General features: G+C 71.6%; 27 protein-coding genes and 3 pseudogenes. 11 read left to right on the forward strand and 19 right to left on the reverse strand.

All coding sequences use genetic code 11. From position 1 onward, the window contains the following. Window positions 1–7: 7 nt before the first annotated feature. The 5 genes and pseudogenes from AC07EG_RS06925 to AC07EG_RS06945 form a co-directional block, all read right to left on the reverse strand. A complete protein-coding gene (locus tag AC07EG_RS06925; RefSeq protein ID WP_478252078.1) occupies window positions 8–757 on the reverse strand; it encodes an ANTAR domain-containing protein in 750 nt (249 codons plus the stop codon). Window positions 758–770: 13 nt separating this feature from the next. Next, the gene (locus AC07EG_RS06930) at window positions 771–1,613 is read right to left on the reverse strand and encodes a patatin-like phospholipase family protein (protein WP_478252079.1); all 843 of its coding nucleotides are present in this window, start codon (window positions 1,611–1,613) and stop codon (window positions 771–773) included. A gap of 50 nt (window positions 1,614–1,663) precedes the next feature. Next, window positions 1,664–1,867, reverse strand: coding sequence for a cellulose binding domain-containing protein (locus tag AC07EG_RS06935; RefSeq protein ID WP_478252159.1), 204 nt, complete (start codon window positions 1,865–1,867; stop codon window positions 1,664–1,666). A 20-nt stretch (window positions 1,868–1,887) separates the two neighbouring features. Then, window positions 1,888–2,100, reverse strand: a pseudogene (locus tag AC07EG_RS06940) (serine/threonine protein kinase); the annotation flags it as partial. 31 nt (window positions 2,101–2,131) lie between these two features. Beyond that, window positions 2,132–2,392: pseudogene (locus tag AC07EG_RS06945) on the reverse strand (hypothetical protein); the annotation flags it as partial. A 92-nt stretch (window positions 2,393–2,484) separates the two neighbouring features. On the opposite strand from AC07EG_RS06945, the gene AC07EG_RS06950 reads away from it, so the two are divergent. After that, window positions 2,485–3,651, forward strand: coding sequence for an AAA family ATPase (locus AC07EG_RS06950; RefSeq protein ID WP_478252080.1), 1,167 nt, complete (start codon window positions 2,485–2,487; stop codon window positions 3,649–3,651). 2 nt (window positions 3,652–3,653) lie between these two features. Here the strand turns inward: AC07EG_RS06950 and AC07EG_RS06955 are convergent, their stop codons facing one another. Continuing rightward, window positions 3,654–3,947, reverse strand: coding sequence for a hypothetical protein (locus AC07EG_RS06955; RefSeq protein WP_478252081.1), 294 nt, complete (start codon window positions 3,945–3,947; stop codon window positions 3,654–3,656). A gap of 261 nt (window positions 3,948–4,208) precedes the next feature. On the opposite strand from AC07EG_RS06955, the gene AC07EG_RS06960 reads away from it, so the two are divergent. Next, window positions 4,209–4,559 carry an MmcQ/YjbR family DNA-binding protein gene (locus AC07EG_RS06960; RefSeq protein WP_478252082.1) on the forward strand — a complete coding sequence of 117 codons (351 nt, stop codon included), beginning with the start codon at window positions 4,209–4,211 and terminating at the stop codon, window positions 4,557–4,559. 179 nt (window positions 4,560–4,738) lie between these two features. Here the strand turns inward: AC07EG_RS06960 and AC07EG_RS06965 are convergent, their stop codons facing one another. After that, a complete protein-coding gene (locus tag AC07EG_RS06965; RefSeq protein ID WP_478252160.1) occupies window positions 4,739–6,025 on the reverse strand; it encodes an ArsB/NhaD family transporter in 1,287 nt (428 codons plus the stop codon). Window positions 6,026–6,027: 2 nt separating this feature from the next. Next, window positions 6,028–6,486 carry a CBS domain-containing protein gene (locus AC07EG_RS06970; protein ID WP_478252083.1) on the reverse strand — a complete coding sequence of 153 codons (459 nt, stop codon included), beginning with the start codon at window positions 6,484–6,486 and terminating at the stop codon, window positions 6,028–6,030. Between the two features lie 103 nt (window positions 6,487–6,589). On the opposite strand from AC07EG_RS06970, the gene AC07EG_RS06975 reads away from it, so the two are divergent. From AC07EG_RS06975 to AC07EG_RS06985, 3 genes are read left to right on the forward strand one after another with little or no spacing between them, the layout of a single operon-like run. Next, a complete protein-coding gene (locus tag AC07EG_RS06975; protein WP_478252084.1) occupies window positions 6,590–7,594 on the forward strand; it encodes a HAMP domain-containing sensor histidine kinase in 1,005 nt (334 codons plus the stop codon). Then, window positions 7,591–8,238, forward strand: a complete 648-nt coding sequence (locus AC07EG_RS06980) for a response regulator (protein ID WP_478252085.1) — start codon at window positions 7,591–7,593, stop codon at window positions 8,236–8,238. The genes AC07EG_RS06975 and AC07EG_RS06980 overlap by 4 nt, the downstream gene beginning before the upstream one ends. After that, window positions 8,235–10,193: an acyltransferase family protein gene (locus AC07EG_RS06985; protein ID WP_478252086.1), complete on the forward strand. Its 1,959-nt coding sequence runs from the start codon at window positions 8,235–8,237 to the stop codon at window positions 10,191–10,193. The genes AC07EG_RS06980 and AC07EG_RS06985 overlap by 4 nt, the downstream gene beginning before the upstream one ends. Here AC07EG_RS06985 and AC07EG_RS06990 read toward each other — a convergent pair. Continuing rightward, a complete protein-coding gene (locus tag AC07EG_RS06990) occupies window positions 10,190–10,606 on the reverse strand; it encodes a nuclear transport factor 2 family protein (protein ID WP_478252087.1) in 417 nt (138 codons plus the stop codon). The two genes, AC07EG_RS06985 and AC07EG_RS06990, sit on opposite strands and share 4 nt — an antisense overlap. Before the next feature lie 80 nt (window positions 10,607–10,686). Between AC07EG_RS06990 and AC07EG_RS06995 the strand changes: the two genes are divergently transcribed. Together AC07EG_RS06995 and AC07EG_RS07000 are read left to right on the forward strand one after the other, a co-directional pair. Continuing rightward, complete coding sequence (locus tag AC07EG_RS06995) at window positions 10,687–11,229, forward strand: hypothetical protein (RefSeq protein WP_478252088.1); 543 nt, start codon at window positions 10,687–10,689, stop codon at window positions 11,227–11,229. Window positions 11,230–11,243: 14 nt separating this feature from the next. Next, the gene (locus AC07EG_RS07000; RefSeq protein WP_478252089.1) at window positions 11,244–12,059 is read left to right on the forward strand and encodes an SAM-dependent methyltransferase; all 816 of its coding nucleotides are present in this window, start codon (window positions 11,244–11,246) and stop codon (window positions 12,057–12,059) included. Between the two features lie 148 nt (window positions 12,060–12,207). Here the strand turns inward: AC07EG_RS07000 and AC07EG_RS07005 are convergent, their stop codons facing one another. Together AC07EG_RS07005 and AC07EG_RS07010 are read right to left on the reverse strand one after the other, a co-directional pair. Next, a complete protein-coding gene (locus AC07EG_RS07005; protein ID WP_478252090.1) occupies window positions 12,208–13,047 on the reverse strand; it encodes a MerR family transcriptional regulator in 840 nt (279 codons plus the stop codon). After that, window positions 13,044–13,529: a VOC family protein gene (locus AC07EG_RS07010; protein ID WP_478252091.1), complete on the reverse strand. Its 486-nt coding sequence runs from the start codon at window positions 13,527–13,529 to the stop codon at window positions 13,044–13,046. Before AC07EG_RS07010 ends, AC07EG_RS07005 begins: the two co-directional genes overlap by 4 nt. A 183-nt stretch (window positions 13,530–13,712) precedes the next feature. On the opposite strand from AC07EG_RS07010, the pseudogene AC07EG_RS07015 reads away from it, so the two are divergent. After that, window positions 13,713–13,916: pseudogene (locus AC07EG_RS07015) on the forward strand (GNAT family N-acetyltransferase); the annotation flags it as partial. A 135-nt stretch (window positions 13,917–14,051) separates the two neighbouring features. On the opposite strand, the gene AC07EG_RS07020 reads toward AC07EG_RS07015, so the two are convergent. Together AC07EG_RS07020 and AC07EG_RS07025 are read right to left on the reverse strand one after the other, a co-directional pair. Continuing rightward, on the reverse strand, window positions 14,052–14,768 hold the full coding sequence (locus AC07EG_RS07020) for an SCO6745 family protein (protein WP_478252092.1): 717 nt from the start codon (window positions 14,766–14,768) through the stop codon (window positions 14,052–14,054). Continuing rightward, on the reverse strand, window positions 14,765–15,715 hold the full coding sequence (locus tag AC07EG_RS07025; RefSeq protein WP_478252093.1) for an LLM class F420-dependent oxidoreductase: 951 nt from the start codon (window positions 15,713–15,715) through the stop codon (window positions 14,765–14,767). Before AC07EG_RS07025 ends, AC07EG_RS07020 begins: the two co-directional genes overlap by 4 nt. Before the next feature lie 98 nt (window positions 15,716–15,813). On the opposite strand from AC07EG_RS07025, the gene AC07EG_RS07030 reads away from it, so the two are divergent. Beyond that, a complete protein-coding gene (locus AC07EG_RS07030) occupies window positions 15,814–16,458 on the forward strand; it encodes a formylglycine-generating enzyme family protein (RefSeq protein ID WP_478252161.1) in 645 nt (214 codons plus the stop codon). A 638-nt stretch (window positions 16,459–17,096) separates the two neighbouring features. On the opposite strand, the gene AC07EG_RS07035 is transcribed toward AC07EG_RS07030, so the two are convergent. After that, window positions 17,097–17,864, reverse strand: coding sequence for an excalibur calcium-binding domain-containing protein (locus AC07EG_RS07035; RefSeq protein WP_478252094.1), 768 nt, complete (start codon window positions 17,862–17,864; stop codon window positions 17,097–17,099). A gap of 229 nt (window positions 17,865–18,093) precedes the next feature. Between AC07EG_RS07035 and AC07EG_RS07040 the strand changes: the two genes are divergently transcribed. Continuing rightward, entirely contained in the window at window positions 18,094–19,281 is a 1,188-nt protein-coding gene (locus tag AC07EG_RS07040; protein WP_478252095.1) for a hypothetical protein, read from the forward strand. Here the strand turns inward: AC07EG_RS07040 and AC07EG_RS07045 are convergent. Next, on the reverse strand, window positions 19,230–19,577 hold the full coding sequence (locus tag AC07EG_RS07045) for a winged helix-turn-helix transcriptional regulator (RefSeq protein ID WP_478252096.1): 348 nt from the start codon (window positions 19,575–19,577) through the stop codon (window positions 19,230–19,232). The two genes, AC07EG_RS07040 and AC07EG_RS07045, sit on opposite strands and share 52 nt — an antisense overlap. 66 nt (window positions 19,578–19,643) lie before the next feature. On the opposite strand from AC07EG_RS07045, the gene AC07EG_RS07050 reads away from it, so the two are divergent. Then, complete coding sequence (locus tag AC07EG_RS07050) at window positions 19,644–20,012, forward strand: VOC family protein (RefSeq protein ID WP_478252097.1); 369 nt, start codon at window positions 19,644–19,646, stop codon at window positions 20,010–20,012. 57 nt (window positions 20,013–20,069) lie between these two features. On the opposite strand, the gene AC07EG_RS07055 is transcribed toward AC07EG_RS07050, so the two are convergent. The 4 genes from AC07EG_RS07055 to AC07EG_RS07070 form a co-directional block, all read right to left on the reverse strand. Then, the gene (locus tag AC07EG_RS07055; protein ID WP_478252098.1) at window positions 20,070–23,033 is read right to left on the reverse strand and encodes a 3-keto-alpha-glucoside-1,2-lyase-like domain-containing protein; all 2,964 of its coding nucleotides are present in this window, start codon (window positions 23,031–23,033) and stop codon (window positions 20,070–20,072) included. Between the two features lie 128 nt (window positions 23,034–23,161). After that, on the reverse strand, window positions 23,162–24,373 hold the full coding sequence (locus AC07EG_RS07060) for a metal-dependent hydrolase family protein (RefSeq protein ID WP_478252099.1): 1,212 nt from the start codon (window positions 24,371–24,373) through the stop codon (window positions 23,162–23,164). Beyond that, window positions 24,370–24,801 carry a GAF domain-containing protein gene (locus tag AC07EG_RS07065; protein WP_478252100.1) on the reverse strand — a complete coding sequence of 144 codons (432 nt, stop codon included), beginning with the start codon at window positions 24,799–24,801 and terminating at the stop codon, window positions 24,370–24,372. Before AC07EG_RS07065 ends, AC07EG_RS07060 begins: the two co-directional genes overlap by 4 nt. Beyond that, window positions 24,798–26,189 carry an MFS transporter gene (locus tag AC07EG_RS07070; RefSeq protein ID WP_478252101.1) on the reverse strand — a complete coding sequence of 464 codons (1,392 nt, stop codon included), beginning with the start codon at window positions 26,187–26,189 and terminating at the stop codon, window positions 24,798–24,800. Before AC07EG_RS07070 ends, AC07EG_RS07065 begins: the two co-directional genes overlap by 4 nt. Window positions 26,190–26,320: the final 131 nt, after the last annotated feature.

Raw genomic sequence — 26,320 nt, forward strand, 5'->3', positions numbered from 1 at the left:
AACACCCTCAGTGCAACGGGTGGGACTGCGCCTGCATCTCGGTCAGCCTCCCGGCCACTTCGGTGAGCTTGACGTTGAGCCGCTGGGAAGCGTGGCGCAACGCGGTGAACGCCTCGTCGGCGGTGAGCCCGCGCCGCTCCATCAGGATGCCCTTGGCCTGGCCGATCACGTCCCGGCTGTCGATCGCCCGGCGCAGCTGGACGACTTCGAGTTCGGCGCGGGTGATCGCTTCGGTGCGCGCCAGCGCCAGCGACGCGTGGGTCGCCAGCAGCAGCGCGGTGTACTGGGCTTCGGCGCCGAACCCGCCGGGCCGGGCGCGGTAGATGTTGAGCGCACCGGACTGCCGTGGGGGCCGGGCGTCCGGCAGCACGGCCGTGGACAGCACCGAGTGGTACCCGTGCCGGGCGGCGGCGGGCCCGAACCGCGGCCAGGCGGGGTCCTCGGCGAGTTCGTCGCTGCGCGCGTAGGCGGGTCCTTCGGCGCGTGCCGCGTCCACGCACGGGCCTTCCCCGGTGTCGTACTGCACCTGGTCGAGGTCCAGTGCGACCGGGTCGGTTTCGACCGGGGTGTAGAAGTGGCCGTCCGGGGACCGGAGCGTGATCGAGACCAGCTCGGCACCCGGCACCACCCGGTAGGCGGCGTCGACCACCCGCTGCAGCACCCCCGCGGTGGTGTCCGCGTCGATCAGCAGCGTGGTCAGGCGGGTGAACTCCGCGACCAGGTCGGGTCTTCCACTTGAACCATCGTCGTCAGCCATCAGGCCACCGACTCTAGCGCCAGCCCCAGACCCGCCGGACCTCCTCGGCCACCGATCCGGCTTGGGCGTGGCCCGCTTCGGCGGCGGGGGCCCGGCTCGCCGGGTCGAGCACGTTGCGGCCGATGGCTTCCAGTGCCGCCCGATCGGGGGAGACCAGCGCCACCGGCGACTGCGCGCGCAACGCTTCGACCTGCTTGCCCACTCCGGTCAGCGGGCCGATCCCGCGCAGCAGCGGCGCCAGCACCACCACCCGGTCGGCTCCGGCGGCCAGGTCCGCGTTGGCGCCCGACCGGACCCCGCCGTCGATGTACCGGCGCCCGCCGATGGTCACCGGCGGCCACACCCCGGGCACCGCGCAGCTCGCCGCCACCGCGTGCACCAGCGGGACGCCGTCGTGCCGGTCGAAGGCGCGGAACCGGCCCGTGGCCGCGTCCACCGCGGTGATCAGCAACTGGCGCTCCGGCCACTCGCGGGTCGGCAGGCGGGATTCGATGACCGCGATCCGGTCCGCTTCGGACGCCGGCGTGCGGGTCCGCAACGCGATCCGGCCGATGCGGGCCCGGAACCGCTGCGCCGAGGGGGCGCCGAGCATCGCCAGGGCGAACCGCAGCACCACGCCGCGGCCGAGGGACGCCGCCAGTTCGTCGTCGGGTGGTTCGAGCTGGGCCCGGTAGCGGGCCGCCGGGTCGGTGCCGGCGGCGACCTGTGCGCCGACCACCGATCCCGCCGAGGTGCCGATCACCAGCTCCGCCCCGGTCAGGTCGATCCCGGCTTCGGCCAGCCCGGCCAGCATCCCCCACTCCCAGGCGATGCCGGTGATGCCCCCGCCGCCGAGAACCAGTGCACGCCGTGTCATCGCCCCATCATGCCGGGCCCGGCTGGATCTCGCCCCCACCGGGCGGCGGCTCAAGCCAGGCAGCCGACCGACGGCAGCACCGGGTTGTCGTTGAGCACCCCGGCGACCAGGCCGAAGCCGGCGCTGCCGTCCGCGTTCACCACGCCGTTCCAGTCCTGGTTGGTCACCGTGACCTCGGTGCCGTGCTGCTGGAGTTCGCCGTGCCACAGGGTGTTGATGTGGTGCCCGGCGGCTGCGCCCAGTACACCGTCCAGCCGTGGATCGGGCCGGGCTCGACGTTGTGCACGGTCACCGCGTGGGGGTGCCGCAGGCGGGCCGCGACGCGTGCCTCGCGCATCGCACGGGGATCCGCGCTCCCCAGCTGCTTGACGGCGACCACCCGGCCCAGTCGCTCGTCCCTGGCGCGCCACACCGCGCCCATCGCACCTGCTCCGACCCGGTCCGCCAGCCGGTAGCGCCCCGCGATCACCACTCCGCTGTCCGTCACGCGGGGCACACGGATGAACCGGGGTGGTGGTTCAACCCGATTTTTCAGTGCCCGGACCACCTCGGCTCTTCCCGAACACCGTGGCGACCACGTCCTCGTCCGGCACCAGCAGCCGGCGGGTGATCTCCTTGGCCGCCCACTGCGTCAGCGGCGCAGCCTGGAACGGCGCCTGCGACTGGTGCGCGGTCCCGGGCCGCTGCCCGGTCTCGCCGGTGGCGAAGTACCGCCCGGCCTCCCGCACCGCGAGCGAAACCCCGGACTCCAGCGGGGAAACGTCCACGTGCTGGCCTTCGCCGCTCCGCCATCGGGGGGTCGCCGGTCACCGACATCGGGCCGGCTGTGACACCTGCTTTTTTGTCGGGGGTGTCGGCTAGCGTCTGATCCGTGCTCAGAACCCTGGCCGTGGAGAACTACCGCTCCCTGCGCGAGCTGGTGCTGCCGTTGTCCGCGCTGACGGTGGTCACCGGCGCCAACGGCACCGGCAAGTCCAGTTTGTACCGCGCGCTGCGCCTGCTCGCCGACGCCGCGCGCAACGGTGCCGTGGCCGCGCTGGCGCGCGAGGGCGGGCTGCCGTCCACGCTGTGGGCGGGTCCCGAGGTGCACGGCAGAGCGGTCCGCGAGGGGCGGGCCCCGGTGCAGGGCACGCGGCGCGGCAAGCCGGTCGGGCTGCGGCTCGGCTTCGCCGGTGACGAGTTCGGTTACGCGCTCGACCTCGGCCTGCCGGTGCCGGGGCGGACGGCGTTCAACCTGGATCCGGAGTTCAAGCGGGAAGCCGTCTGGCACGGCCCGGTGCTGCGCCCGGCCACGCTGCTGGCCGACCGCGCCGGGCCGCTGGTGCGCACCCGCGACCCGGGCGGTGGCTGGGCCGAGAGCGGGCACCGGATCGGGCTGACCGACAGCGTGCTCAGCGAGTTCGCCGATCCGCGGGCCTGCCCCGAGTTGCTGGTGGTGCGCGAGCGGATCCGGTCGTGGCGGTTCTACGACCACTTCCGCACCGACGCCGGCGCCCCGGCGCGGCAACCGCGCATCGGCACGCGAACCCCGGTGCTCGACCACGACGGCGGTGACCTGGCCGCCGCGCTGCGCACCATCCAGGAGTCCGGTGATGGCGACGCACTGGCCACCGCCGTCGACGACGCGTTCCCGCGGTCGGAGCTGACCGTGGTCAACACCGACGGGCGGTTCGAGCTGCGTTTCCAGCAGCACGGGCTGCTGCGGCCGCTCAGCGCGGCCGAACTGTCCGACGGCACACTGCGTTACCTGTTCTGGGTGGCCGCCCTGCTCAGCCCGCGGCCACCGGAGTTGCTGGTGCTCAACGAACCCGAGACCAGCCTCCACCCCGAGTTGCTGCCCGCGCTCGCCGCGCTGATCGCCACGGCCGCGAAACAGGCGCAGATCGTGGTCGTCTCCCACGCCCAGCCGCTGGTGCGGGCCCTGGAGCAGATCTCCGGCGACGCGGTTTCACTGGAACTGGAGAAGGAACTCGGTGCCACCGTCGTGTCCGGGCAGGGCAAGCTGGACCGTCCGCCCTGGCACTGGCCGAAGCGATGAGGTCAGTCATTGGGGTTGCGCTGGAACTTGATCGACGAGGCCAGGTCGTTGAACCAGGGCAGCATGTCGGCGATGATCATCGACTGGCCGGCGTTGATCTGCCGCCAGGTGCCGGCACTGGGGTTGAGGTGGGAGTTATTGAACAGGGTCACGTCGTTGCACCAGCTCATGCCCTTGAACGGCGAAGCCTTGTTCTGCATCCCGGTGCGGATCCAGCCGACGCGGTAACCCTCCTTGTCGCAGGGGCCGCTGTCGCCGAAATGCCGGAGGTCGCCGCTTCCCTGGTGTCCGCGCACTCGCGGGCGACGATGCGCGAAGCCTCGCCCGGCTTGCCCTTGGCCAGCCGGGTGGCACAGTACTTGCCGTCCTCGAGCGGCGCGGTGTGGCTCGCGGCGGCGGCCCCGCTGCTGAACAGGGTGGTGGCCGCCGCGGCCACACCGAGGGCGAGGGGAACCGATCTGCGTCTGCGCACGGTGCTTTCCTTTCGCTGGTCATTTCACCGTGGCACACCGCAAATCACCGCACCGAACATCCAGCCGACGCTGAAGGGGAGAACTGTGGGACCGCAGGAAGTGCGCAGGCACGCGCTGTCGCTGAACGGCGTCGTGGAAGACCACCCGTTCGGCCCGGACACCGACGTCTACAAGGTGGCAGGCAAGATCTTCGCCATTCTGTCCACAACAGACACTCCACCCCGGCTCTCCCTGAAGTGCGACCCCGAGCGCGCCGTGCACCTGCGGCACGTGCACCCGGCCATCACCGCCGGTTACCACCTGAACAAACGGCACTGGAACACCATCGTGCTCGGCGGTTCGGTGCCGGCCGAGGAACTGCTGGACCTGATCGAGCACTCCTGGGAGCGCGTGGTCGCCGGTCTGCCCGAAGCCACCCGCCTCCGCCTCGGCTGACTACCACCCTCGGCAGGCGAGGATGATCTCGGCGCGTGGGGTGGCTCGTGTGGCGGACCACTCGCGCATCCGGTCTTCCACGGCCCACAGCGTCCGGGCGGTGACCACGCCACCGCCCACGCCTTGCCCGGTGCGCGACCACCAGCCGCGCACCAGGCGTCCGCGCGATCACCCGCCCGTCACGTGAAGTACCGCAGCCAGACGTACCCCCAGGCCATCACCGTGCTCAGCACCGTGACCACGATGCCGTACTTGGTGAACTGCCAGAAGCTGATCCGGTGCCCCGTGCGCGCGGCGATGCCGATCGCCACCACGTTCGCGCTCGCCGCGACCGCTGTGCCGTTGCCCCCGAAGTCGGCGCCGAGGGCGAAGGCCCACCACAGCGCCTGCCCGGTCTCCGGATCCGGCACCTCCGCCACCACCCCCTCGACGATCGGCGTCATCGTGGCCACATAGGGGATGTTGTCGAAGAACGCACCGAGCGCACTGGAACCGAACAGCAACGCCGTCGCCGCGGCGAAGTAGTTGTCGCCGAGGGCGGCCACCGCCCAGGTGCCGATCGCCGAGATGACCCCGGTGTGCGTCAGGCCCGCGACCATCACGAACAGGCCCATGAAGAACACCAGCGTCGGCCATTCGACCTCGCGCAGCGCGTCGCCGACGTCGGCGCGTGAGACCAGCAGCATCACCCCGGCGCCGACCAGCGCCACGATCGGGGGTTCCACGTGCACCACCGCGTGCACGGCGAACCCGGCCACCACCCCGGCCAGCACCACCAGGCAGCGCACCAGCAGCTTCGGATCGGTGATCGCCCGGCGTTCCTGCAGCGCCATCACCTCGGCCACCCGCTCCGGGTGGTACTCGAAGGAGCGCCGGAACAGCACCCTGGTCAGCAGCACGAACACGGCGAAGACGACCACCACGATCGGCGCCATGTGCACCAGGAAGTCGTTGAAGCTCAACCCGGCACGGCTGCCGATGATGATGTTCGGCGGGTCGCCGATCAGCGTGGCCGCGCCGCCGATGTTCGAGGCCAGCACCTCGGCGATCAGGTACGGCTGGGCGGCGATGCGCAGCCGGTTGCAGACCACCACGGTGACCGGGGCGACCAGCATGATCGTGGTGACGTTGTCCAGGAACGGCGAGGCCACCGCGGTGATGCCCATCAGCATCACCATCAGCCGGTACGGCTTGCCCTTCGACCGCTTCGCCGCCCAGATGCCGAGGTAGTCGAACAGGCCGGTCTGCTTGATCACCCCGACGATGACCATCATGCCGAGCAGCAGGAAGATGACGTTCCAGTCGATGCCCTCGTGCTCGGAGAAGAACACCTCGGAGCCGGGGATCAGGCCGAGCACGGCCATCGCGCCCGCCGCGGTGAGCACCACCGCGACCTTGCCGACCTTTTCGGTGGCGATCAGGAAGAAGGCGACGCCGAAGATCGCCAGTGCCAGGATCGGGCCCAAGGTCACTCACCGGGTCCGGACAGCGCGAGGCTGGTCAGCAGCCGGTCGAGGGTGATCGCGCCGGACAGCGTGCCGTCGCGGCCGAGCACCGCCAGCAGCGGGCTGTGCAGCCGGGCCATCAGCGCCGCGGCCTCCAGCAGCGTGCCGTTCTCCGGCACGGTGACCAGCTTGACCGGCTGGCGCGGCAGGCAGTCCCCGACGGTCAGGTTGCCCAGTTCCTGCCAGAACCGGTCGGCGTGGTCCTCGTCCACCGCCCTGGCCAGCGCCGGGTCCTCCTGGTAGCTGCCCGGCACGGCGAGCCGCAGCACCTGGGTGCCCGGCAGCACGATCCGGGGGCGCCCGTGGTTGTCGGCCACCACCAGTCCGGGCAGGCGGGCCACCGCCATCACCCGGACCGCCTTCGCCACGGGGTCGGCCACGGTGACCGTCGGCACGTGCACAGCGATGTCCTTGACCTGCATACCGCAAGTTTTCGCTGGTCAGCGCCCGGAGAACATCGGGCTGAACACCCATTCGGGGCAAATCGGGCGCGGGTCCGCCTCCCCCGAATGGGTGCTGACTCCCATGGACAGGGCGGTGGTGGCGGGCGAGGGTGAGGGGATGATCGACCGCGGTGTGGCTGCCGGCGCAGCCCTGCGCCCCACGCAGGCGTTGTTCCGGCGGCTGCTCGTGATCAACGGGCTGCTGTTCACCGCGGGCACGCTGGTGCTCGCGCTCTCCCCCGCCACGGTGTCCGCGCCGGTGCGGATCACCGAAGTGCCGGTGCTGGTGGCCGGCCTGCTGCTGATCCTGGCCGCGAACGCGGTGCTGGTGCGGAGCAGCCTGGCGCCGCTGGACGCGCTGGCCACCCTGATGCAGCGGGTGGACCTGCTGCGGAGCAGCGACCGGCTCACCGAACGCGGGCACGGCGACGTGACGCACCTGGTGCACACCTTCAACACCATGCTCGACCGGCTGGAGGCCGAGCGCAGCGAGAGCAGTGCGCACGCGCTCGCCGCGCAGGAAGCCGAACGCCAGCGCATCGCCCGCGAGCTGCACGACGAGATCGGGCAGAGCCTGACCGTGGTGCTGCTCGGGCTCAAGCGGGCCGTCGACCGCGCGCCCGCCGAACTGCGGGAGGAACTGCACGCCGTGCAGGAGACCGTTCGGGACAGCCTGGACGAGGTGCGCCAGGTCGCCCGCAGGCTGCGGCCCGGTGTGCTGGCCGATCTCGGCCTGCAGAGCGCCCTGCACGCGCTGAGCAGCGAATTCGGCGAGCTGCGGGTGAACCGGTGGGTGGACAACGACCTGCCGGAGCTGAGCCCGGACGTCGAGCTGGTGCTGTACCGGATCGCCCAGGAGAGCCTGACCAACGTGGCGCGGCACGCGGGGGCGTCCGAAGTGGACCTTTCGCTGACCGCCCGGCACGGCGAACTCACCCTGCGGGTGACCGACAACGGCACCGGCGGCATCGACCACGAAGGGGCCGGGATCCGCGGGATGCGGGAACGAGCGCTGCTGATCGGCGCGAAACTCACCGTGGAGTCCACAGTGGACGGCACCGACGTCTGCCTGCGGGTGCCGCGGTGAGCACCCGCATCCTGCTCGCCGACGACCACGCACTGGTGCGGCGCGGGCTCCGGCTCATCCTCGACGCCGAACCCGACCTGACCGTGGTGGCCGAGGCCGCCGACGGGGCCGAGGCGATCGACGCCGCCGTGCCCGGCGAGGTCGACCTGGCCATCCTCGACATCGCCATGCCGCGGCTGACCGGCATCCAGGCGGCCCGCGAGATCTCCCGCCGGGCCCCGGAGATCCGCATCCTGATGCTGTCGATGTACGACAACGAGCGGTACTTCTTCGAGGCGCTGAAGGCGGGTGCCTCCGGCTACGTGCTCAAGTCGGTGGCCGACCAGGATCTGATGGACGCCTGCCGGGCGGCCATGCGCGGTGAGCCGTTCCTCTACCAGGGCGCGGTGACCGCGCTGGTGCGCGACTACCTGCGCCGCGACCGCCAGGGCGACCGGCTGCCCAACAGCATCCTCACCCCGCGCGAGGAGGAGATCGTCAAGTTGATCGCCGAGGGCCACTCCGCCAAGGAGATCGCCGAGATCCTGGTGATCAGCATCAAGACGGTCGACCGGCACCGCGCGAACATCCTGCAGAAGCTCGGTATGCGGGACCGCGTGGCGCTGACCCGGTACGCGATCCGCGCGGGGCTGGTGGAGCTGTGACGGAACGGCGCTACCGGCCCGAGTTGCAGGGGCTGCGGGCGATCGCCGTGGTGCTGGTGGTCGTCTACCACGTCTGGTTCGGCCGGATCTCCGGTGGCGTGGACGTGTTCTTCCTGATTTCGGGCTTCCTGCTGACCGGGCAGCTGGTGCGGGCGGGCGGGCGCGGGCCGATCGGCTTCCCGCGGTTCTGGGGCAAGGTGGCCAAGCGGCTGCTCCCGGCGGCGCTGACCGTGCTGCTGGCGGTGATCGCCGCTTCGGTGGTGCTGCTGCCGGAGAGCCGCTGGTTCCAGACCATCCGGGAGGTCTTCGCCTCGGCGTTGTTCCTGGAGAACTGGCGCCTGGCGGTGGATTCGGCCGACTACTTCACCCAGCACGACCAGGCCAGCGTGGTGCAGCACTTCTGGTCGCTGTCCGTCCAGGGGCAGTTCTACCTGGTGTGGCCGCTGCTGATCGCGCTGGTCGCACGGCGCTTCCTGACCGGCGCGCTGCTCGCGGTGTTCGCGGGCTCGCTGGCGTTCTCGGTGGTGCTCACCGCGGCCGACCAGCCGCTGGCCTACTTCCACTCGCTGACCCGGGTCTGGGAGTTCGCCCTGGGCGGGCTGCTGGCGCTGGTCATCGACCGGGTGCCGCGGCACCGGCTGGTCCGGGTGCTGCTGGGCTGGCTGGGCATCGCGGGCCTGGTCTCCTGCGGCCTGGTGCTCACCGTCGGCGAGCAGTTCCCCGGTTACGCGGCGCTGTGGCCGCTGCTGTCGGCGGCGTGCGTGCTGCTGGCCGGGGCGAGCGGCAGCGCGTTCGGCGCCGACCGGTTCCTCGGCACGCGCCCGATGCGGTACGTCGGCGACCTCAGCTACGCGCTCTACCTCTGGCACTGGCCGATCCTGGTGTTCTACCTGATCACCCGCGGGCGCACGGAGATCGGGCTGCTCGGCGGCGTGGCGATCATCGGGCTGTCCGTGGTGCTCGCCGCGCTGACCCACCACTTCGTCGAGGACCCGGCCCGCCGGGTGCGGGTGCGGGCCCACCGGTTCGCCGCGATCGCCATGGTGCCGGTGCTGCTGGCCACCGGCGGCTGGCAGGTCGCGGCCCGCTGGAGGGCCGACGCGTACGCGCAGGCGGCCGGCGACCCCGACCACCCCGGCGCCCGCGCGCGCACCCCGGGCTTCGAGTACCGGGGCGAGCCCGATCCGCCGCTGGTCCCGTCCTTGGTGTCCCTGCCCGAGGAGTACGCCGACACCGGCGACTGCTCGGTGGCCGAGCGGCACGCGGAACTGACCGTCTGCTCGATCGGGTTCACCGAGCCGCCGTCGAAGCGGATCGTGCTCGCCGGCGACTCCCACGCCCAGCAGTTCCTCGCCGCGCTGCGGCCGGTGGCGGAGCAGAAGAACTGGCAGCTCATCTCGATGCTGCGCGGGGGCTGCCCGTTCTCCACCGATTCCGACACCGTGCCCGGCGATCAGCCGTGCATCGACTGGAACGCCGCGGTGGCCGACGAGATCCTGGCGCTCGCACCGGACGCGGTGTTCACCATCGGCACCAGGGACGCGCGGCCCGGCCTGGTCGAACGCACGCCGCCCGGGTACGTGGCGCAGTGGCGCAAGATCGCCGCCGCCGGCATCCCGGTGCTGGCCGCCCGCGACAACCCGAGGTACGACTTCGCGCCGTCGGCCTGCGTGGACGCCAACGGCCCGCACGCACCGGAGTGCAGCACCCCGCGTGCCGAACTGCTGGCCCCGGAACCGCCGTACCTCGGCCTCGACGTGCCGCCGGAGGTGTCGTTCCTGGACTTCAGCGACTACTACTGCGAGCCGGAGCTGTGCCCACCGGTGATCGGCAACGTGCTGCTCTACCTCGACGACAACCACGTCACCGCCACCTACCTGCGGACCATGGCGCCGATCGTGGAGGAGGCGGTGGAGAACGCACTGGGCTGGCGGGCCCACGACGCCCCCGCCTAGCAGGCGGCGGCGGCGATCGCCGCGGTGTCCCGGTAGAACGGGCGGACCTCGGTGATCCGGCCGTTCTCGACGGTGATCGCCTGCAGGATGGGGAACTCCAGTTCACGCCCGGTCGCCCTGGCGGTGGCCCGCACCCCGGTCAGCACCACGAGCGGGCTGGTGGTGACCAGGTACTCCTGCTCGACCAGGTCGAAGGCGGCCCAGGTGCGGCTCATCTCGCGGAAGAAGCGCGCCAGGCCGTGGTGCCCGCGCCAGGTCCCGCCGTAGGGCAGGGCGCCGGCCTGGTGCAGCACCACGTCTTCGGCGAAGAACGGGGCGAGCGGCGCGAACGAGGATTGCCCGCCGGCCAGGTACTCGGCCTCCGCCGCGTACCTGCCTTCGAGCACGGAGACCGGGTCGGTGGTGGTCTTCATGCCGACGACTCTGGCGGCCCGCCCTCCGCGGTGCTGGCGGAAATCGGCCCTCGCGGCATGACAACCGGATCGGCGCGGGTGTGAGCCTGTTCGGAAGTGGCCCCCGCGACGAGCTGGACGCGGCGTTCGAGGACTTCGCCGCCGCGTGCTCGGCTCGGCTGCTGCGGTGGCAGGCGGCGGCGAAGCAGCTCGAAGCCTGCGCCCGGCGGGTGCTGGTCAACCTCTCGCGTGGTGGTGGAACCGGCCGTGCCGCCCACCGCTCCCCGGTGCTGGACCGGGTGGTCCCGCAGGCGAGGATCGCCTTCGACGCCGCGGACGGCTCGCTCGTGCACATCACCGGCGGAGGCGGCCAGTCCTGGCTCCTGCGGTCCGAGCTGCACCTGCGCACCCCGCGGTCACGGCGTCGGTCAGCTGGCCCACCCCTCGATGCCGCCGGGCACGTTCGACGGTCCGCCGACCTGGCGCGGCTGCGCGCGACCGAGGAGAACCGGCGGCTGCTCACCACGAGGTGCCACCCGGTTTCGTGCCGACGGGCTATTGACGACCCGCCAGTCGGCAGCTCCGGCACTGTGACACGATGTGCCCGACTGACTATCCTCGGTGCCATTGCCGACCAGCGGTGAGGAGTGCGAACACCATGTCTGCCGAGTCGACCGAAACCGGCGTTGTCATCCTCGACGACGGCGTGCCGACCGCCGCCCGCGTGTACGACGTGATGCTCGACGGCAAGGACCACTACGAGATCGACCGCCGGGTGGCGCACGCCAGCCTGGCGGTGATGCCCGAGCTCAAGGAGATCGCCGCGCACAACCGCGCGATGCTGCACCGGGTGGTCACCCACCTGGCCGCCGACCAGGGCGTCACCCAGTTCCTCGACCTCGGCTCCGGCCTGCCGACCGCGCGCAACACCCACGAGGTCGCGCAGGCGGTCGACCCCGGCAACAAGGTCGTCTACGTCGACATCGACCCGATCGTGCTGGCGCACGGCCGGGCGCTGCTGCAGGACAACGACAACACCCGGGTGGTCACCGCCGACCTGCGCAGGCCGCGGGAGGTGCTGGAGCACCCCGAGGTCAGCGCGATGATCGACTTCTCGAAGCCGGTCTGCGTGATGCTGGTGGGCATCCTGCACCACCTGCTGGACGAGGAGGACCCGGCGGGCATCGTGCGCACGCTGCGCGACGCCGTCGCCCCCGGCTCGTACTTCTTCATCACCAACTTCACCCGGCTCAGCGACTCGCCGGAGAGCGCGCAGCTGGAGGAGGTGCTGCTTTCGCAGCTGGGCACCGGCCGCGTGCGCACCCCGGCCGAGCTGGCCGCCTACTTCGACGGCCTGGACCTGCTCCCGCCGGGCATCGTGCCGCTGCCGCTGTGGCGCCCCGACACCATCGTCACCGACGCCACCACGATCGGCGTGCGGTTCATGACCGGGGGCGTGGCCCGCAAGAACTGAGGGGCTGCTGGACCCGCCAGTGGGGTTCGGCGGGTCCAGCAGCGGTGCGACCGGAGACCAGTGCCCGGGCCAGGAGGTCTCGGACGCGGGGTCCACAGTAATCACCGGATGGGGTGATTTCGACCCGGGCGGAAATTCCCGGTCCGGCTCAGCCCCACTGCGCGGTCTCCGGGTCCACGCCGTGCGCCCGGGCGTTGGCGCAGATCACCTCGCGCAGCCACGTGGCCAGCCCGGGGGCGAAGCCGTCGTAGAAGGACCGGAACCCGGGGTCGTCGGTGAAGGTGCGGCCCAGGCAGACGTGCATCGCGTGCGTGCAGTCGAAGTACTCCGACTGCTGCGCCCGGTGCCGTTCCGCGAGGGCGTCCGCCTCGGCGGAACCGGGCTCGACCCCGGCTCGCCGGGCCGCGGCCAGGTCCGCGTGCAAGGCGTCGGCCGCGGCCGCGATCCGCTTCCAGTCCTGCGGTGACCTCGCCGCGGCCCGCTCGGCGTACTGCTGCCACTGCGCGGTCTCCCCCCACCGCTGCTCGGCTTCCCCCACCCACGACGGCTGCCACCGGTCGCCGAAGATCTCCACCTGTTCCTCGGCGGTCAGCCGCATCCCGGTTTCCGACGCGGCCAGCATCCGGTCCACCGCGCTGACCATCTGCCGCAGCCGGTCGATGCGCCCGGCCAGTTCCGCGCGCTGGCGTCGCAGGTGGTCCCGCGCGTCGGCGTGCGGATCGTCGAGCAGGCGGCCGATCTCGGCGAGCGGCAGGCCGATCTCCCGGTAGACCAGCACGCGGTGGATGCGGGCCACGTCGTCGGCCGAGTACACCCGGTACCCGGCCAGGGTGCGCCCGCTCGGGCGGACCAGGCCGATGCCGTCCCAGTGGTGCAGGGTCTTCACGCTGACCCCGACGAGCGCGGCCGCCCGGCCGACGGTGAGGCCGGGCGGTTCCGGCGCCGGATCGATCACCAGCCCAGTCTCGCGCAGGCCGGCGGTGCTCATCCGCGTGGTACTTCGATGCCCAGTGCGCGGACGTTCTCCGCCTCCTGGCTGTCCGGGTCGAACACCCGGGCGGCGGTCATCACCACCCGGGTGTGCTCGGGCGTGAGGACGGTCAGTTCCATCGAGTTCCACGGCTGGACCACCGGGCCGGTGGTGCAACCCGGCCGGAGTTCCTCGCAGCGCGCGGCGATCGGCTCGATCTGGTCGAGCACGCACGCGAAACTGGTGCTCAGCGCGCTCGGCTCGGCCGCCGGCTCACCGGGCACCAGCAGCACGTCCTGGAACGCCCAGCGCCGCAGGTGCACGACCACGCCGGGTGCGGTGAACAGGTCGATGAAACCGAGCCCGCGGATCCAGAACTCCTTGGACGCCTCCAGGTCGCCGGTGGGCACGGTGATGAACATGGGCATGGGGTAGATCTCCCGGTGGACCTCCGGCGCGGGCTCGCCGGGCAGCGGAACGGGACTCGGGTAGGTGCTCATGGCGAGGATCGTCAAGCCTCCTGCCGGGTCAGGGTCAAGCCGGAGTGGCATGGTGGGGGCCACGGAGCCGACCATCCGGGCGTTCACCCCGCCGGCCAGGACGCGGTCACCGCCTTGGCGCTGCGGGCGTGGGCGCCGGTGTTCGCCTCGCTCGAGCAGGCGCTCGGCGGGCTGTTCCGGACCATGCACCCGGACTGGCGTGCCGGCCAGCGGCGGGCGGTGGAGGCCGCCTGCCGGGACGCGCAGCTGACCGCCTGGGTCGCCGAAGCGGACTCGGTGGTGGCCGGTTTCGCCGCCGCCCGGCTGGACCGGGCGGAGCGGATGGGCGAGATCCACCTGATCGCCGTGGACCCCGCCCACCACCGCGCGGGTATCGCGTCGGCGCTCACCGAGCACGCCGTGCGGTGGTGCACCGACCAGGGCATGAAGCCGGCCATGGTGGAGACCGGCGGCGACCCCGGCCGCGCACCGGCGCGCTGCAACTGCGAACGCGCCGGTTTCACCCCAGCTCCCGATCGCCCGCTACTTCCGGGAGCTGTAGCCGTCCAGACCCCGCACCAGCCGGTCGAACTCGGTGCGTTCGGCGGCCGTGAACGCCTTCGCGTAGCCCCTCGCTTCGAGGCGGTCGGTGATCGCTTCGGCTTCCTCGTGCCGGGGTACCAGCGTCGAGCAGTCCGGCAGTTCACCCGTCCAGCCGAAGAACCGCGCCTGCGCGGCACCCTCGTTGGTCAGGATCGCCTCCAGCGGCGACAACTCCACCGCCGTGGTGCCGACCAGGTGCAGGGCACCACGCCACTCACGCAGTACGAAGATCAGCTGCGCCAGGCGCCCGGGGATCGAGGCGGCGCGCCGTTCCGCCCGCCAGCCGGCGAACAACGGCAGGCCCGCCCCCTCCACCGCGGCCACCAGGCGTTCCGCCAGCACCACCAGCCGCTCGGCGCCGCCGACGCCGCCGAGGTTCCGCTCACCCCAGTCCGCCAGCAGCCCGCCGTAGCGCCGGGCCGCCGCCGCGGCGCCCGCCACCGCCACCCCGCGTTCCCAGTTCTGCCGGACGGTTCCCGGCTCCCACCAGCCGAACGCGGCGGTGACCACCTCGGCGTCCACGTCGCCGAGCACCCCGCCCCGGCCGGCGAAGTAGAAGGCGAGCGGATCCGGGTAACCGGCTTCGGCCGCACCGGTGGCCATGCCCTCGTCCAGCATCGCCGCGCTGCCCACGGCGTGGATCACCCGGTGCCTCATGACCCGCTGCCCAGGAAGTGCTCGGCGAAGGCCCGGACCTGCTCCTCGCTGCCCGGGTCCTCGAAGCCGACCACGAGTTCCTGCACCCCGGCTCCGGCGTAGGCGGCGATGCGGTCGCGAACCGTGTCGAGGGTGCCGATCAGGCCGTAGTCGGCGAGTCGACCTGGATAGGCGAACTCGATGCCCGGGGGCACCAGGGCGCGTGCTTCCTCGTCGGTGTCCCGGATGATGCACACCGTGGTGGCCGTGCGGGTCATCTCGTCGTAGTCGCGGCCGACGGCGGCGCAGTGCTCGCGGAGGACGGCGTACTTGTGCCGCAGGGTCTCCGGGGAGTCCATCACGTTGCAGGCGTCCGCGTACTCGGCCACGATCTTCAGCGTCACCTTTTCCCCCGCCCCGGCGACCATCATCGGCAAGTGCGGGCGCTGCACGCCCTTCGGCTGGTTGACCGCCCCCCGGATCCGGTAGTGCGCGCCTTCGAAGGTGGCCTCGTCCTCGGTCCACAACGCGTGGATCACCTGGACCGCTTCACGCAGCTTGGCCAGCCGTTCCCCGGCGGTGCCGAACTCGTAGCCGTAGCCGGTGCAGTCCGGTTCCCACCAGCCGGCGCCGATGCCGAAGGTGAGCCTGCCGCCGGAGATCACGTCCACCGTGGACGCCATCTTGGCCTGCAGCGCCGGGTTGCGGCAGCCGTTGCCGGTGACCAGGTGGCCCAGCCGGACACGGCTGGTCTCCCTGGTCAGGGCGGTCAGCACCGACCAGGATTCGAAGACGAACTCCTGCGACGGCGGGACCGTGGTGAAGTGGTCCGGGGCCCAGAGCGCGTGGTAGCCGGTCTCGTCGGCCGCCTTCGCGACCGCGGTGATGGTGGCGAAGGCGGCCACCGGGTCGGCGACGCCGGCGAACTCCTGCCCGAACCCGGTGGGCAGGAAGATGCTGAATCTCACGATGGTTCCTCTCGGGATTGCTCGCTGCTGCCGGTGGAGACCGCGCGCCGGGCGGAAAGGAATCGGCGGCCGCGCTAGAGTCGCCGCCCGTGGAACCGATGATCGCCGTCCCGCCGGGCCGGGTGACCCTGGCCGACCGCCGGACCCGGCGCAGCTGGCCGGTGGAGCTGGGGGCCTACCGCATCGCGGCGGTGCCGGTGACCCAGGGGCTGTACGCGGCGGTGACCGGCCGGTGGCCGGCTGCCGCCCGCGGGGAGCGGCTGCCGGTGGAAAGCGTGTCGTGGCTGGACGCGGTGCGGTTCTGCAACGCGCTCTCCCAGCGCGAGGGCGTCACGCCGGTGTACCGGCTGGAGGCCGACGCCGAGGACGTCGAGTGGGACACCACCGCGAACGGCTACCGGCTGCCGACCGAGGCCGAGTGGGAGCACGCCTGCCGCGCGGGCAGCACCGCCGCCCGGTACGGCCCGATCGACCAGATCGCCTGGTACCGCGGCAATTCCGGGGAACGCAGCCACGAGGTCGGCGGCAAGCGCCCGAACGCCTGGGGCCTGTACGACACGCTGGGCAACGTCTGGGAGTGGTGCTGGGACGTCTACGACGCGGAGGTCTACGGCACCTACCGGGTGCTCCGCGGCGGCGGCTGGTTCGACGAGCACTGGAGCTGCCGGGCCTCGGTCCGGCGCCGCAGCCACCCCACGTTCACCGTGGACGACGTCGGTTTCCGGCTCGCCCGGTCGCACTGACGGCGCCTGTCCGGGGGATTGCTTCGCCACCTTGGCCACCGGATCGTTGAAGGCTTTCCTCACCATGCCACCAGCACGGAGAGGTCGATCACGGCGACGGGCAGACGCCGGTTCCTCATCGGTTCAGCGGGCCTGCTCGGCACGGCGCTCGGGACGCGCCCGGCCGCGGCGGCCACCTGGGAGACCGTGCTCAACGGCAGTTTCTCCGGTTGCCCCGCACTGGAATCCGCGTGGAACCACGGTTATGCCGCCTGCCGGGTCGCGGTTTCGGACCACAACGGCACCGCCCGGGCGTACGGCAGCGCGGCCGACCACAACCACGTCTGCCTGGAGGGTCCGGGCGTGCTGGTGCTGCGGGCCAGCCGTACCTGCCGATCCGCTACCACTCCGGTGCGCTGCACGCCAAGCAGCAGGTGGTCAGCGACCAGTTCCCGCAGTGGGAGGCGCGCGGCGAGTTCCAGGCCCCAGCGCCACCGGCGCGGACATCCACTACTACCTCGACGGCAACCGGGTCGGCGAACTTCGTGCACAAGCCGATGTGGCTCATCCTGAACCTGCAGGTGGAGGGTTCGCCGGGGGCGTCCGGCGACACCCCCTACCGGGCACGCAGCGTCTACGCCGGCCGTTCGCGCGCCTGGTCATTCGCAGGCGACGCCGTCGTCGTCGCGGTCGAGCTTGGAGCTGTAGCCGGGTTCGCCCCGGAGCAGCGGGGCGGCTCCGGCTGCGCGGGCGGCGTCGCAGTTCTTGTAGAAGGCTTCTTCCGTGGCCTTGGTCGTGGTGGTCGTGGCCGGAGCGGGCTGCTTGGCGGGCGGGGCTTTCGGCGCGGGCTGGGGTGCGAGTTGCGGCTGCGCGGGTACGCGGGTGATCACCCCGCCGCACGGTTGTGCCCACAGCCCGGCCCCGGCGGCCCTGGCGGTGGCCTCGGCGGTCCGGAGCCCGGCCGACGCGGTGCCGAGCGCGGTGTCGGCGAGGTACTTCGCGTGGCCGGTCTGGAGTGCCTGGGTCACGTAGTCGGTGCCGTCCGCGAGCACCAGGGACACCACGACCTGCCGGGTCTCGTCCAGCACCGCCGTCACCTTCTTGCCGTGGAGCACCAGGTTGGCCCACTCGTAGGCTTCGGTGCGGTAGCAGCTCTCGCCGGTCGGCGGCGGGGTTTCCAGGCCGAGCACCCGCGCGGACCGGGTTCCGCCCAGGGTCACCGTGTTGCCGTTGCTCACCCCGGTGACCACGTATTCGGCCGGCTGCGGGACCTTGCTCGCGGGTGAGACCGTGATCGTCGGCGCCGCGGCCGGTGGCGGTTCCCCCTCCCGCGAATCACCGAAGATGAGCGCGAGCACGAACAGAACTCCGAAAACCGAAAGCGTGATCTTGAGCCATTTCGGCATGCGTGCCCGGGTGGTGTCCATCGGAATCGTCCCTCGAAGATCGGTGCATTCTGTGCTCCGTTTCCTCGCCCGGCGCCGCTTCGTCGTTACGCTCCGAACCGATCTTGCCCTCAGTTCACTCTTTTGCTCGGGCTTAATGCATGGTTTCTGCACTCAGTTCCGTTTGTTTGCGTCGATCGCGTGATGGGCGCGGAGAACCGTCACGTTCTCCGGCGGCGGCCGACCTTGCCAGTGGAAGGCGGTGAGCACGATGTGCGAACTGGTGAAGCCGATCGGCCTGCGGCGCTCCGGCCGGTTCCCGGCCGACGGCGCGGGCTTCACCGCGCTGATGTTCACCACGGCCGGTTCGCCTGCGCGGCTCACCGAACTGGCCGCGGTCCGGCTGGGCACCGGCGGCACCGTGCTCGACCAGCTGTACACCGCGGTCGACACCGCGGCGATGCCGGATGAGCTGGCGGGCCGGTTCGTGGCGCTGGCGCGGGGCAGCGTGCTGATCGTCCCGGACCCCCGCGGTGCGCGTTCGCTGGTCGCCGCGCTGACCAAGGCGGGCGTGCCGATGCCCATGCTGCCGGGCGTGCACCCCTTCGACTACCCGGTGCCGACCACCGGCACCGCACTGGACCGGGCGCGCCTCGTCGGCCGCCTGGTCACCATCTCGATCGAGACCCGCGGTTTGCGGTTCACCGAGCAACCGCGCTTTCGCCGGCTGCCCGTGGTCCCGCTGGCCCCTCACCTCACCAGCGGTCAACCACCCCGGGCGAGGCAGACCCACGCCCTCCGCCCGGCTCACCCGCCGCCCCACGCCACTACCGAGCCGCGAGCCGCGTCCCGGCCAGGCCGGCCACCGGCCCGCACCACAACCAACCCGCCGATCGCGTCCCAGCGGGACCAGCCACCGGCCCACGCGACCGACCCGCGCGCACCCCGGGCGGAACAGTCCCCAGCCAACGCCGCAACCACCGCCCACCCACCGACCGCGTCCCAGCCGGACCAGCCGCCGCCCCGGCCTGCGAGTGCTGCCCACCCGTCGGCCACGGGCCGGGTGGATCACCCAACCCGAGACGCGACCGCTATCCACCCACCAGCCGCATCCCCGGCAGGCCAACCGTCAGCCGCGGCCGCCGATCACCCGCCAGCCGCACTTCGAGCCGACCAGCGACCAGCCCGAGGCCCGACCTCCGCCCACTCACCGGCAACGCCCCGAGCGAACCAGCCACCAAATCACGCCACCCACCCGTGGGCCGCTTGGCTGGCGATGAGCACCGGCGTGTGCCTGGTGCTTTTCACCGTCGTTGCGTTGTTCGGGGGTGCGTCCGCGGGGTTCGGGGTGCTGTTCGGCGCGGTCGGCGTCGGGGCGTTGCTGGCCGGGTGGCGCCACGCGGTCCGCTATGGAGCCCGGTCGAACCGGGAGCGGGCGGATTCGATCTCCTCCAGGTAGCGCCGCGTCCAGGCGCACACGCCGTTGATCGTGCCGCGCAGGGCTTGGCCCGCCTCGGTCACGGAGTACTCGACCCGCGGCGGCACCGTCGGATGGACCCGCCGCCGCACCAGGCCGTCCCGTTCCAGCCCCCGCAGGGTCTGCGTGAGCACCTTGTGGCTGACCCCCGCCGCCCCCGCGTGCACCTCGCTGTAGCGCAGCGTCCGCTCGCCGAGCAGGTTCAGCACCGGCAGCGCCCACTTCCCCGACACCCCGGCGAAGATCTCGTGCGCCAGCGCGTCCACCTCGGTTCCCACCGGGCACCCCTCTCACCGGAAAGTGCGTTCTTCCGCCACCGCGACCGGCTGCCTACCGTGCGAACGGTGAACATCAGGAAGACCTACGCCCGCCTGTGGACCGACCGGCTCGACGACGCCCTGCCACTCCTGCGCGAACTTACCGGCACCGAACCCGATCTCCGCCTCGCGTTCCACGCCGTGGAACTCGCGGCCATCGGTGACTTCCTGGTCATCGCCGGCCCCGCGGAGGAACGCGCGAAGTACGCCCACGCCTCCGCCACCGTGGTCGTCGAGGACCTCGACCGTCTGCAAAGGACACTCGCGGCGGCGGGCGCCACCATCACCACCCCGGAAACCCCCGGCCCGACCGGGCGGTTCCTCTACGCCCGGCACCGCGACGGCGCCGAAGTCGAATACGTCGAGTGGCGCCCCGGACTGGTGACCCGCAGCTGAAACGAAGGGGGCTCCCTGCCCCGGGAGCCCCCTTCGCCCGCCGCCGTGGCTCGCGGGTCAGCCCAGCGGCTCGATCCACAGGTTCCGGAAGCGCGGGTTCTCCCCCGCGTCCCCGTGGTCCTGCAGCAGCACCGATTCCGCGCTCGGCCCCTCCGGCAGGCTGTTGCCGCCGGTGATGCCGTCGATCTCCACGTCGTCGTGCACCACGACCCCGTTCCACACCACCGTCACCCGCGCGTTGGCGATCTTGTTGCCCGCGCCGTCGAACCGGGCCGCGCGGAAGGTGATGTCGTAGGTCTGCCAGGTGTTCGGTGCGGTCGCCTGGTTGCTGTCCGGGGCGCGCTTGGCGTAGATCGCCCCGGCTTCGTCCGCCGCGAGCGTGGTGTCACCGTGGGAGTCGAGCACCTGCACCTCGTACCGCTCCTGCAGGAACACCCCGCTGTTGCCACGCGCCTGCCCGGTGACCTGCGGCGGGTACTGCGGTTCCAGCCATTCGGCGTGCAGCTTGAAGTCGCCGAACTTCTGCTTGGTGCGGATGTCCCCACCCAGCGATTCCATCGACCCACCGGAAACCGGCCAGCTCGCCGCCCCGCCGGACCGCGCTTCCCAGGCACCCAGTCCCGATCCGTCGAACAACGACACGCGCTGCACCGGGGTCACGCTGATCTTGTCCAGGTTGACGTTCCCGTCGTCCCCGCTGTCGAACTTGTAGGTCACCGTGTTGTTCCCGGCGTTCAGCCTGAGCGCTTCGGTGTGCGTGGCCCAGGTGTCCCAGTCGACGGTGCTCGCCAGCCGCGTCTGCCGCACCTTCGTGCCGTTGACGTAGACGCTCACCGTTTTGCTGCCGGAGAACGGGTCGGGACCGTTCGAGTAGCGCAGCCCGAGGTTGTGGTCACCGGCCGACGGCACGTTCACGGTGAACGCGGCGGACGCACCCGCGTTCCAGTACCCGTCCACAAAACCGGTGCCCGAGTAGCCGGGGTGGTTGGTGTTGACCGCGGCGCCCCCGCTCAACCCGGCCGTCTCCGCCTCGTACTCGGTCGCCTGCGCGGTGCCGACCAGCGAGTTCAGCGTGTACCAGGCTTCGGTGCTCCACAGCGGGGCTCCCGATTCCGCGGCGAACGGCCGGGGTGAGCGGACGTGCACCACGTGCCCGGCCTTGAGCCCCGGCACCCGCAGGGTCACCTTCTTGCGGTCGGCCGACAACGCGGCCGAGGACACCGTGAGCGTCTGCTCGTCGACCTTCGGGCCGCCGTAGGCCGCGGTCGGCACGTACCGCCACTGCGTGGCCTGGTACTTCGCCGCCAGGTTCTGCGCGGTTTCGGCCGACAGCGGTTGCGTGTACTCCAGTTCGAACCCGCCTTCGACCGCGCGCATGGCGAGGATGTCGAAGGCGCCGGTCCCGTTGGGCGTCAGCTTCTGCAGGCCGTGGCTGAGCTTGCCCGGCTGGCCCCAGTTGCCGCCCGCGCCGATGCCGCCGGTGTAGATGGCACCGTCCGGGCCGAGGCTGATCCGGCTGACCCCGGCCTCCAGCCCCTGCGTCATCCGGAACACCGCGCCCTGGTACTCGCCGCCGACCTTCTCCAGGTACGCCCGCTGCAGGCCGCCGTAGGTCACGTCACCGAAGACCAGCTGCCCGGCGAACGGCCCGTTCGGCAGCTGGATCGGGTTGCTCGGCGAGTTGGCGATCTCGTTCTGCGGCAGCCAGAGCACCGGGGCGGTGACCGCGCGGTCGTCGAACGGGCCGTCGGGGTTCATGTAGTGGTTGAAGAACCGGTCCTGCTTGACGTGCAGCAGTTTCGACGAGGGCAGCCAGCCGCCCTGGTTGTCGGTGACGAAGATGCCGCCGTCCGGGCCCCAGCCGATGCCGTGCGGGGTCCGCAGCCCACCGGCCAGGTAGGACACCTCGCCGGTCGCCTTGCTCACCTTGATCGTGGTGCCGCGGTCCGGTGCCGGTTGCGGATCGGTGGTGGCCCCGCCGTAGTCGATCGCCACCGACAGGTTCAGGTAGAAGAACCCGTCCCGGTAGAGCAGGCCGAAGGCGAACTCGTGGAAGTTGCCGCCGAACGGCCAGGTCGCCACCCTGCGGTAGTCGTCGGTCACGCCGTCGCCGTTGGTGTCGTTCAGCTCGGTCAGGCCGTCCTTCTCGGACACGTACAGCTTGCCGTCGACGTGCTTGATGCCCATCGGCTCCTTGAGCCCCTCGGCGATCTTCTGCGTCCGCACCTTCGACGGATCGGTGTTGCCGGAGACGCCGCTGAGCAGGTGCACTTCACCGAGTTCGTGGTCCGTACCGCCCCAGGTGGCGATCGCCAGCCTGCCGTCCGGCAGCCAGTCCATGGCGCTGACCTGCGGTTCGAAGCCGTCGGGCCGCAGGTTCGCCAGCGTGTAACCGGGGTGCAGGCCGGTCAGCGGCAGGCCGTCGCCCGGCGAGTCGGTGCCGGCTTCGCACTCCTTGCGGCCGGGGGCGGTCACCCGGACCACGTCGGCGTCGGTGCTCAGCGCGGAGTTCGGTACCACGGTGAACCCACTGGCGCCGGGTGGCTGCCACTCCAGCTTGACCACCTGGTCGACGGTGGCGTCGAAGTGGTCGATGCGCAGGGCGTGGTAGCCGGCGGTGAGCTGGGCCGAGCCGTCCTTGCCGGTCGGCTCGTGCAGGCCGTCGTGGTTGATCACCACGTTGCCGTCCAGCTTCAGCCGGGAGCCGTCGTCGCTGGTCAACCGGAAGTTGTAGGTGCCGTCTGCGGGCACGTTCAGGTTGCCGATCACCTCGGAGACGAAGTTGTCGGCGATGCCGAACTGCTCCGTGGTGGACCAGTCGATCGTCGGCATCAGCTTGTCGACGTTGGGTGTCTGCCCGGCTTTGAGCGTGCAGAGCTTGTTCAGGCCGACCTGCACGTCGTACACGCGCAGGGTCACCCCGGGTTCCTGGGGTGGTATCTGCGCTGCCGCCGGTTCGGGCACCAGCAACGGCCCCGAACCGGCGACGAGCAACGCGGCGAACAACACGGGCAGGCGCATGTTCTCTCCCAGGGGACCGGGTTGTTACTCAGGTCACAAGACCCTAGGGAGATCTTTCGTCATAAGTCAACGAAAGTGTGTACTGAACCGGTGAAAGTGCGCCGAACGGCGGTGTGCCGCTGGCCTGTTCAGACCGGCGTGCCGCCCTGCACGATCAGGCGGAACCGCTCGGGCGAGGCCAGCACCCCGATGTCGGCCAGCGGGTCGCCGTCGAGCACCAGCAGATCGGCGTGCGCCCCCGGCCGCAGCGTGCCGATCTCGCCGGTCAGCCCGGTCAGTTCGGCGGCGACCGAGGTGGCCGACCGCAGCACGTCGAGCGGGCGCTGCACCTCGGCCCGCAGCCGGAACTCGTGGTTCTGGTGCCGGTGCATGCCGCCGAGCAGGTCCGAGCCGTAGACGATCTTCACCCCGCCGCGGGCCGCCCGCTCCAGCGCGGCGAGCCCGGCGCCGAGCACCTCGTCGACCTTGCGCCAGCTCGACTCCGGCAGGCCGAACTCGCGGCCCTCCTCCTTGAGCGCCCAGTAGGTCACCAGGGTGGGCACCAGGAAGGCGTCGTGCTCGCGGAACAGCTCCACGCTGCGGTCGTCGAGCAGGTTGCCGTGCTCGATCGACCGCACGCCCAGCTCCAGCGCCCGGTTCACCGCCCGCGCGGTGTAGGCGTGCGCAGCGACGTAGCGGTTGGCGCCTTCGGCCTCTTCCACGATGGCGCGGAGTTCGTCGGCGGAGTACTGCACGGAGTCGATCCGGTCGGTCGGCGAGGCCACCCCGCCCGAGGCCATCACCTTGATGTGGTGGGCTCCCTTGCGCAGTTCGTCGCGGGCGGCGGCGCGGACCGCGTCCACCCCGTCGGCGATGCGGCCGAGCCCGGCGCAGCACGGGTGGTCGTCGTGGCGGTGCGTGCCGCGGCCGCGGCTGTCGCCGTGCCCGCCGGTCTGGCTCAGCGCCCGGCCGCAGAACAGCAGGCGCGGGCCGCGGAACAGGCCCTCGGCCTGCGCGTCGGCGAGGCCGTAGTCGGCTCCCGAGGCGTCGCGCACGGTGGTGAACCCGCGGTCGAGCATGCGGCTCATCGTGTTCATGCTGTGCGCGGCCACGTAGGACGGTGACTGCGCGGGCAGCGAACCCAGGTCCGCGGTCGACGCGGTGACGTGCACGTGGGCGTCGACCAGGCCCGGTACGACCACGGCACCACGCAGGTCGATCGTCCGGACGCCGGGAGCCGTCAGCGACGGCCCGGTCTCGGCGATCCGGCCGTCGGCGCAGCGCAGGTCGCCTTCGACGTACTCCCCCGCCTCGGGATCGAGCAGGCGGGCATTGCGCAGCAGCAGCGAACCCCCGGTCACCGGACCACCTCGGCCCGCAGCGCGGACACGGCCAGCGGCGCCAGCGACACCGCCGTCTCCACCGAACGCCGGTCGTACCTGCCTTCGGCGTCGAGGAGGTTGAGCACCCCGAGCGTCCGGCCCCCGTCGACCACCGGCACGTTGATCACCGCACCGCAGCCGAGTCCGGCGATCAGCTCGTGGTCGGCGAAGATCCGCCGCACCGCTTCGGCGTCCGGGCCGAAGTACGGGCGCTGGGCGGTGATGCAGTCGTCGAGCCAGCCGCGCGCCACCTCGACGGTCTTCTCGCCACCGACCGGGTACTGCTCGGGGTGGCTGCTGTGCACCCGGCGCAGCGCCTGCCGCTCGGGCACCCACGCCAGCACGGTGAACAGCTCCACCCCCACCGCCTCCCGGACCCGATCCTCCACTGTGGACAGCGTGGTCACTTCGTCATCTCCTCCGCTTTGGACACGGCGGCGCCGTGCTCGGTCAGTTCTTCCAGCGAGCGCCCCGCGGTGGACAGGCCGAACACCAGCACGCACAGCACCCCGGCCCCGAGCACCGCGGTGGTCAGGCCGAAGACCCCGCCGAAGCCCAGGCTCGCCGCGGACAGCCCGATGATGGTCGGCGCCAGGATGCTGCCGACCCGGCCGAAGGCGCTGGACAGGCCGGTGCCGGTGGCCCGGATCCAGGTCGGGAACACCTCGGGGGTGTAGGAGTAGACCCCGGCGTAGGTGCCGTTGAGGAAGAACGACAGCACCGCGCCCGCCAGGGTGATCGCCCACGGCGCGTCCATCTGGCTCAGCCAGAACGCGCTGATCGCCGAGCCGGTCAGGTACAGCGCGATGGTCTGCTTGCGGTCGAGCCGCTCGGACAGCCAGGCCGCGGAGAAGTACCCGGGGATCTGCGCCAGGTAGATGATGATGGAGAACTCGAAGCTCTTGGTCACCGTGATGCCGCGGTCCACCAGCAGCGTGGGGATCCAGGAGAAGAAGCCGTAGTAGGAGAAGGTGATGACGAACCAGACGGTCCAGATCACCGCCGTCCGCCGTCGCATCGCCCCGCTCCACAGGAACCGCAGCGCGGTGCCCAGGTTGACCTTCGGCGTTTCGGTGGCGGGCCGCAGTTCGGTGGGCTCCGCCGGCGGCAGCGGCCGCCCGGTCGCGCGTTCGACGTCCCGCTCCAGCTTGGCGACCACCTGCTCGGCTTCCGCCTCCCGCCCCTGGATCACCAGGAACCGCGGTGATTCCGGCAGGGACCGCCGCCACCACAGCAGCATCACGATCGGCAGCGCGGTGATCAGCTGGGCGATCCGCCAGCCCTCCGGTGAGGCCGACACCACGAACCGGCCGATCAGCGCGGCGGCGACAAAACCGAACGAGAAGAACCCGGCGAGCGCGCCGACGAACCAGCCGCGCCGCTTCGCCGGCACGAACTCCGACAGGAACGGCGCGATGATGGCGCTTTCCGCGCCCGCGCCCATCCCGGCCAGCACCCGGGCGCCGAGGAAGACCTCGTAGTTCGGCGAGAACGCCGCGATCACCGAGAACACCGCGTAGAAGGCGAGCGCGTACATCATCACCTTCTTGCGGCCGATGCGGTCGCCGAGCAGGCCGGCCGCGATCGCGCCGAAGAGGAAGCCGAACGGCGTGGCCGAGCCGATCAGCCCGAGCTGGCCGTTGCTGAGGTCCCAGACCTCCTTGACCGAGGGCAGCAGGAAGGCGACCACGGCCGAGTCCATGCCGTCGAAGGTGTAGCCGAGCCCGCCGATCAGCAGCAGCTTGTAGTGGGGACGGCTCAGCGGGAGCCGGTCGAGTCGTGCCAGGAGCGTCATACCGCGCCCTTCGTGTCCGAGGTGCCGACAAGCTATACTGCATATCTCGATATTTGCAATACTTGTTGCAAGCAGAATCCGGTGCGTTACCGTGAACGCCGTGACGGAGGCGGAGACCGGCGACGGCCTGG

The sequence above is a fragment of the Amycolatopsis sp. NPDC045836 genome, assembly GCF_056431745.1.